At 70.8% G+C, this 6,837-nt stretch carries 5 protein-coding genes and 2 pseudogenes; 3 read left to right on the top strand and 4 right to left on the bottom strand.

What is annotated here, in order from left to right:
* The 4 genes and pseudogenes from CcI156_RS23240 to CcI156_RS23225 form a co-directional block, all read right to left on the bottom strand.
* A pseudogene (locus tag CcI156_RS23240) lies at positions 1-123 on the bottom strand (IS6 family transposase); the annotation flags it as partial.
* Positions 124-365: 242 nt separating this feature from the next.
* A pseudogene (locus CcI156_RS27990) lies at positions 366-674 on the bottom strand (hypothetical protein); the annotation flags it as partial.
* Positions 675-789: 115 nt separating this feature from the next.
* Positions 790-1,737 carry an aromatase/cyclase gene (locus CcI156_RS23230; RefSeq protein ID WP_076808263.1) on the bottom strand — a complete coding sequence of 316 codons (948 nt, stop codon included), beginning with the start codon at positions 1,735-1,737 and terminating at the stop codon, positions 790-792.
* A gap of 84 nt (positions 1,738-1,821) precedes the next feature.
* A complete protein-coding gene (locus CcI156_RS23225; RefSeq protein ID WP_139341588.1) occupies positions 1,822-2,913 on the bottom strand; it encodes a hypothetical protein in 1,092 nt (363 codons plus the stop codon).
* A gap of 628 nt (positions 2,914-3,541) precedes the next feature.
* Between CcI156_RS23225 and CcI156_RS23220 the strand changes: the two genes are divergently transcribed.
* From CcI156_RS23220 to CcI156_RS23210, 3 genes are all read left to right on the top strand, one after another.
* A complete protein-coding gene (locus CcI156_RS23220; protein ID WP_076808259.1) occupies positions 3,542-4,492 on the top strand; it encodes a zinc-binding dehydrogenase in 951 nt (316 codons plus the stop codon).
* Positions 4,489-5,940: a DHA2 family efflux MFS transporter permease subunit gene (locus tag CcI156_RS23215; protein WP_076808256.1), complete on the top strand. Its 1,452-nt coding sequence runs from the start codon at positions 4,489-4,491 to the stop codon at positions 5,938-5,940. Before CcI156_RS23220 ends, CcI156_RS23215 begins: the two co-directional genes overlap by 4 nt.
* 128 nt (positions 5,941-6,068) lie before the next feature.
* A complete protein-coding gene (locus CcI156_RS23210; RefSeq protein WP_035734637.1) occupies positions 6,069-6,644 on the top strand; it encodes an NADPH-dependent FMN reductase in 576 nt (191 codons plus the stop codon).
* The last annotated feature ends 193 nt before the right edge of the window (positions 6,645-6,837 follow it).

Genomic DNA, 6,837 nt, shown 5'->3' with positions numbered 1-6,837 from the left:
GTCCCGGTACGACAGCGCATACCGCAGGTACCACCGCACCGCCAGCACGATCACCTCGGGAGGGAACCGGAACCCAGCGAACTCCGATGGCGGAGCCAGCGGACGGACACGACGTCGACGCATGACWCGATCATGACTGATCGGTGGCCGCGATGGCGGACTTCGCCGATGCAACAGTGCCCGACCTCGACCTGTGCCGCGGCGAACCGTTCGACCAGCTCGCGCAGCCAGCGCAGCTCGCGGGTGGCGTCCGCGACAGTGCCCGGGGTGATGCACACCCGCGGTCCCGCCGCCGGGCGCCGCAACCACTCCGGAGCCAGTCCCCCACCGTTGTACGGCAGGTACCGGATGCGGATACCCAGCCGGCTGCCGACCAGCGGCGCGGCCAGCGCGAGCGGATCATGCACCAAAAGGTCGGGCTCCCAGTCCCTGCAGAGATCGACGACCCCGTCGGCCATCCCTGCCGCGACCGCCGCGAACCAGGTGGTCGCCTGGACGAGGCGGGGACCAGGCCGCGCACTCGGGTCGGATGGCGGCGCGGCAGGCTGGATCAGGCCGGGAGGCGGACTGGGACCGACCGGCGAGACCGACAGGCCGCACGCCGCGAAGTCGGGAGCGACCGCGACCCGCACCTCATGGCCGGCGAGCTGTATCGCCCATGCGGTGGGCACCATCGGAAGAAGATGCCTGGAAAGCGGGCATGACACGAAAAGGATACGCACGTCGTCCCCTCTGATTCGCGCGCTGACGCGGTGTCAGCCCGCGCACTCGTCGTCCGGCGACGTCCGTTTATCCGGCGGCGTCCGCCACGTGTTGCCCAGCCTGGTCCAGGATCAGCCGGACCTTTGAGCCGAGCTCGGTGCGGATGAACGAACGGGCCTGCTCCAGGYTGGTGCTCGCGCCGAGGAGCTCCGCGATCCCAGGGCCGTTGATCACCACGGTCTGGATCGAGCGGACCACAGTGTGATCGCCGCCGTCCTCGATGTCCCACCGCACRTGATGGCTGCTGGCCAGTGGCGGCAGTCGTAGCTGCTTGTAGACGATCCCGCGGGGTGGTCGGCCCACCCGCGCGGTCCGTGTCGTCAGCACACCACCCCGGCGCTCCGCGGTGTCGATCTCCACGAGCTGGACGTCCGGCTCGTCCTGCTGGACGTCCACCCGCGTCACGTGGGGCAGCCGGTCGGGCCACCGGTCGACCGCATACAGGAAGTCGTAGACACGATCGGCCGGCCCGTCAACACGCACGTCGTCGTGCAGCGTAAGCAGGAAGTCGGGTGCACTCACCGCCCGCTCCGCGGCGGCCCGCACCGCGGCCGTCTCCGCCTCGGCCACCACGTCGACCTGCCGGACCACCGCACCGATGTCCGCCGATACGCCCGCCGTCACGCGCAGCTCATGCGCCAGCCTGAGCAGGCATTCCCCGTCGGAAACCGGGACGACGGTCCAGGCACGCTCCATCGACTCCAGCGGCGGCGGTGGCTGCTCCACGCGGAACCAGATCCGTAGATCCTCCTGCTGACACCGACGGAACGCGACCYAGCGCTCGACCCGGGTGCCGGATGTGGTCCACATCCCCACCCGTTCAAGTTCGCCGTCCGTTCCCAGCCTCTCGGCGTGAACAAACGGGGCGAAGATGCTCGGCCAGTGCTCGAGCCCGGCCAGCAGCCGGTAGACGAAACCGGCTGGAGCGCCCACCCGAATCTCGTGTTCCCTGCGCAGGAATGGGGCCAGCGTCATCGGAGACGATCCCTTCGGTGGAGACGGTGCGGAGCGAGCGGACAGCGGCGGCCCGGACAGGGCGGACTGGGCAGACCGGCAGGGTCAGGCCAGCCAGAGTGTTGCGTGAGCCGATCCGTCGGCCGCGGTGGAGGACCCCGCGACCGCGCCTCGGTCGTTCACGCCGTACGCCTCCGCCGGCCCGGCGGTGGCGGTCGGCAGCCGGGTGACCTGGCCGCTCGGACTCCACGCCACCGCGCTGCGGGTGCCGTCGCTCGCGCTTAAGAAGCCGATGACGATCCCCCGCTCGTTGACGCCATAGGCACCGGCACCGGTGTCGCCGGGCAGCGGCGGCAGCTCGGTGATCCCACCGGCGTGGTCCCAGCGGACCGCGTGCGACCTCGCACCCGTGGTGGCGAGACCGACGATGATGCCGGTGTCGCTGACGGCGCTCGCCTCACTGGAGTCGCTGCCCGGCAGGTCGGCGAGTCTGGAGACGGTTCCGTCAGGGTTCCACCGGACGGCCCGCGCAACGCCGGCTGCAGTCTTCGAATAGCCGACGATCACACCCCTGTTGTTGATCCATCCCGCGGAGCTGGCGGTATCCCCCGGTAGCTGGGGCAGGGCCACGGGCGTGCTGGCCGAGGTCCACCGCAGCGCGTGGTACAACCGGTCCGGCCCACTCCAGAAGCCGATGACCGTGCCCTGGTTGTTGACCGCATAGGCCCGGCTCAGAATGCTCCCGGCAGGCGTCGTCAGCGCGGTGATCTGGCCAGCCGCGTCCCATTCCACCGGATGGGTGGGGCCACCGGGAATCAGGGAGGCGCCAACCGTCACGGTGCCAGCGTCGTTGATGGTGAAGGCGACGCTCGCCTCGYCCCCGGGCAGGGTGCCGAGGTCGGTCGGTACACCCAGGCTGTTCCACCGGACGGCGTGGTTGCGGCCGCTGGCACTCGCCGAGTAGCCGACGACGACCGCGCTGTTGTTCACGTCGTAGGCGCCGCTGCTGCTGCCGCCGGGCAGGGTACCGAGGTCGATCACCGACCCGCCGGTGCCGGCCGACGAGGGTCCGGCGCTGACCAGCGGGAGGGCCAGCGCCACCACCGCAGCACCGATCGCGCGAAAACCGCGGACGCGGCGGGTTCGCCGTCGCCGCGTCGTCCCGGCAACTCGGGGTGACGTGCTTGTTCCGGTCATGCGCTTCCTTTCACAAGGGAATGACAACGGCGCCTGCCGACGTGGTGCGCAGCGGCGCGCGGAACGGTTCGCGCCTGCCCGCACAGCATTCGCGCGTGGCGGTCCTTCGTCGGCGGTGGCGGAGCGGGGCGCCGGAAGCCTCGGGCCTGCTTTGCGTGAGCCGTTGCCGGACGGTGTGCGTCAGGTTTCCCCGGCCGGCGGGAGTTCTTCGGCGGCCGGGTGATGATCCTCCAGGGATCGTCGCGGTCTCCTTGTCTCGGCGGGGCGCCGGACTCCGCGTGCGGGACCTGGACCGCAACGCGCCGTGCCTCGCGGAAAAGATCTCAGATCGCTCTCGAGCGTCACCAGCGCCGCGCTCCGGAGTCGACCGAGGCCCGTTCGCGGCCTGGTCGAGATGCGCTGGAGATCCACTCGGCACCTGCTGGAGGTCCCGTCGAGGCAGCTGGGGTGAGTCGGTCCGGTCCTGGTGTCCGGCACCGGGCGCCCCGGGGGCGAGGCTGTCGGCAGCGCCGTCCCGTGGCCCTCGCGGCGCGACGACCCGGCACCCAGCAGCTTGCGGAGTGATTCACTCCGTTATAAGATCTCCAAATCGGAGTGAATCGCTCCGATTGACGAAGAGGGCGGGATTGTGCGCGCTGTGGTGATGGACCGGTTCGGCGGCCCGGAAGTACTCACGGTCCGCGACGTCGCGGATCCGGTTCCAGGACGCGGCCAGGTGCTGGTAGCGGTCGAGTACGCCGGCATCACCTTCGTCGAGACGCAGGTCAGGGCTGGCCGTGGCCCTGCGCTGCGAAACCCTCCGCCGCTGCCCCGGGTCCCGGGTAACGGCGTCGGCGGACAGGTCGTCGCCGTCGGAGCGGACGTCGACCCGGCCCTCGCCGGAGTGGTGGTCGTCACGACGACGGGAGGCACCGGCGGCTACGCCGAGCTCGCCGTCGCGGATGCGGACGACCTGATCCCGGTGCCCTCCACCGTCCCGGTGCGGGACGCGGTGGCGCTGCTGGCGGACGGCCGCACCGCGGTCCTCCTGCATGGCCAGGCGGAGGTGAAGCCCGCCGAGTCGGTGCTGGTCGAGGCAGCCGGCGGCGGCCTCGGCAGTCTGCTGGTCCAGCTCTCGGCGGCCGCCGGCGCCACGGTGATCGGTGCCGCGCGCGGCACCGCCAAACGTGAGCTGGTGATGTCCCTGGGCGCGGCGGCCTACGTCGACTACTCCCGGCCGGGCTGGACGTTGGAGGTCGTCGAGGCCACCCGCGGGACGGGTGTCGACCTGGTCTACGACGGTGTCGGGGGTGACATCGGCGCCCACGCCCTGACCACCCTGCGGGCCGGCGGACGGATCAGCATCCACGGAATGGCCAGTGGCAGCTGGACCGAGCCGCCCGCCGGCGTGACGGTGATCAGCGGTGATACGCCGACACCGGAGCAGATGCGTGCGCTCGCCGCGGAGGCGCTCGCGCAGGCGGMGGCCGGCAGGCTACGCCCGATCATCGGTCAGACCTACCCGCTGGGCGAGGCGGCCGCAGCCCACCAGGCGATCGAGGACCGGGAGACGGCCGGCAAGACCCTGCTGGTCCCATGACCCGGCCCGAGGCCCACTCCGGCTCCGCGGATGGACCGAACCCGTCGAACGATCTGGAGCAGGCCGGTCCGAGTCTCGTGCCGCTGGCCACGACCCTGATCGTCGGGGCGTTCGCGGCCCTGCTCGACACCACTGTCGTGGCGGTCGCGATCGACACGCTGGGGCGCGACCTGCAAGCGGACATCACGGTGATCCAGTGGGTCACGACGTCCTACCTGCTGGCGATGGCTGCCGTCATCCCGGTGGTCGGCTGGCTGGTCGACCGGTTCGGCGCCCGCGCGATCTGGTCGGGTGCCCTCGGGCTGTTCCTGGCCGGATCGGTGCTGTCAGGCCTGGCCTGGTCCGCTGGCGCGCTAATCGCCTTCCGGGTGCTGCAGGGCCTGGGTGGCGGCATGATCCTTCCGCTGACCCAGCTGGTACTCGCCCGGGCCGCCGGCCCGCAGCGCTTCGGGCGGGTCATGGGCGTCGTCGGCCTGGTCGGCCAACTGGCGCCGATCTCCGGCCCGGTGCTGGGCGGCCTGCTGATCGACACCTGGGGCTGGCGGTGGATCTTCTTCGTCAACGTGCCGATCGTCGTGGTCTCGCTGCTCATGACAACACGGTGGTTCCCCCGCGAAGACCCGCGCACGGAGCGTTCCCTGGACGTGGTGGGCCTGGTCCTGCTGCCCACCGGCATCGTGGCGATGATCTACGCGCTGTCGAACGTCGAGTCCGGAAGCACGGTGGTGTCCGCACAGGTGCTCGTCGCCGCGCTGGTCGGCGTCGCGCTGCTGGCCGCCTTCGTCCTGCGGCCGACGACACCAGGCCGGCCGTCGCTCATCGATCTACGCCTGTTCGGCGACCGTTCCTTCCGCGGCGGCTCGGTGATGCTGTTCGTCTTCGGCGTGACGAGCTGGGGCCCGATGTTCGTRCTCCCCCTCTACTACCAGCAACTGCGGGGGCTGTCCGCACTTGACGCCGGGTTCGCCCTCGCACCGCAGAGCGTCGGCCTGGGGCTTGCGTACCTCGCAACCGGCCGGTACGCCGACCGGCTCGCGCCACGCCCGCTCGTGGCAGGGGGTCTGGTGGTCGCGAGCGCGGGCACTCTGCCGTTCGTCTTCGCCACCGCCGACAGCAACCTGACCCTGCTTGGCATCTCGCTGTTTGTCCGCGGGATCGGGTTCGGGGCCGCGAGCCTGCCTGCCAGCGCCGCCGTGTACCGGACGCTACGAACGGCTGACATTCCGGGCGCGACCAGCGCGAGCAACGTCATCCAGCGCGTCGGCGCGGCGACCGGCACGGCCGTGATGGCTCTCATTCTCCAGGCGGACGGGTTCACCCCTKCACTCACCTGGATGTTCGTCCTCACCTCGGGCGCGCTCGCCGGGACCGTGTTTCTGCCAGGGCAGAAGCCGGCACCGGCGCCGCGGGACACGGTGCCCACGACGACGGCCACCGGCGCCCAGTAGGTGCGAGCAGGGCATCGGCGGCCCTCGCGGTGTCGCCGGTACTGACGATGTCCGCTGGCCGAGGGAAGTCAGCGGGTCACGGGGCGTCGGAGCGTCTCGTCAAAATCGAGAGAGGGGTCGACACACTCATGATCAACGTTGCGATCGTGATCGGCAGCACGCGCCCGGGGCGGCGCGGCGAGGCCGTCGCGCGCTGGGTTCACGACATCGCGGTCAAGCGGGCAGACGCCCGTTTCGGGCTACTCGACCTCAGGGATTTCAACCTGCCGCATCTCGACGAGGAGATGCCGCCGGCGATGGGCCAGTACCAGCATCCGCACACGAAGGCGTGGGCCGAGGCAGTGGCGGCGTTCGACGCGTACGTGTTCGTCACCCCGGAGTACAACCATTCGACGTCGGGGGCGCTGAAGAACGCCATCGACTTCCTGTACGCCGAATGGCACAACAAGGCAGCGGGGTTCGTGAGCTACGGTGCGGCCGGCGGGACCCGCGCGGTCGAGCACCTGCGCCTCGTGCTGGGTGAGCTCCAGGTCGCCGATGTCCGCGACCAGGTCGCCCTGTCCCTGTCGACAGATTTTGAGGGCTTCGTCGCGCTCAGGCCTGCGGCGCACCAGGAGGCAACGGTCACCGCGATGCTGGACCAGGTCATCGCCTGGGGCGGGGCGCTACGGCGACTACGGCTGGAGGCTGCACCGCAGCAGTAGGCGTGCACAGATACCACGCRGCCCAGGTAAGGCGGGCCGCTGGCCTGGGTCGAGCGCCAGCTCGGCCGGTGACCGCGTTGATCATCGGCCGAGCGAGGTGTCCCCCTCGGCACTGTTGCATCGGCGAAGTCCGCCATCGCGGCCACCGATCAGTCATGATCGAGTCATGCGTCGACGTCGTGTCCGTCCGCTG

This window comes from Frankia sp. CcI156 (assembly GCF_001983015.1).
In the GTDB taxonomy this organism is placed as follows: Bacteria; Actinomycetota; Actinomycetes; order Frankiales; family Frankiaceae; genus Frankia; species Frankia casuarinae.
Note: the sequence above shows the minus strand (reverse complement) of the source record. Positions and strands in the feature narration are given on the sequence as shown.

Coding starts and splice junctions, on each gene's coding strand:
- CcI156_RS23210 (WP_035734637.1), top strand. CDS start 6,069: ATGATCAACGTTGCGATCGTGATCGGCAGCACGCGCCCGGGGCGGCGC.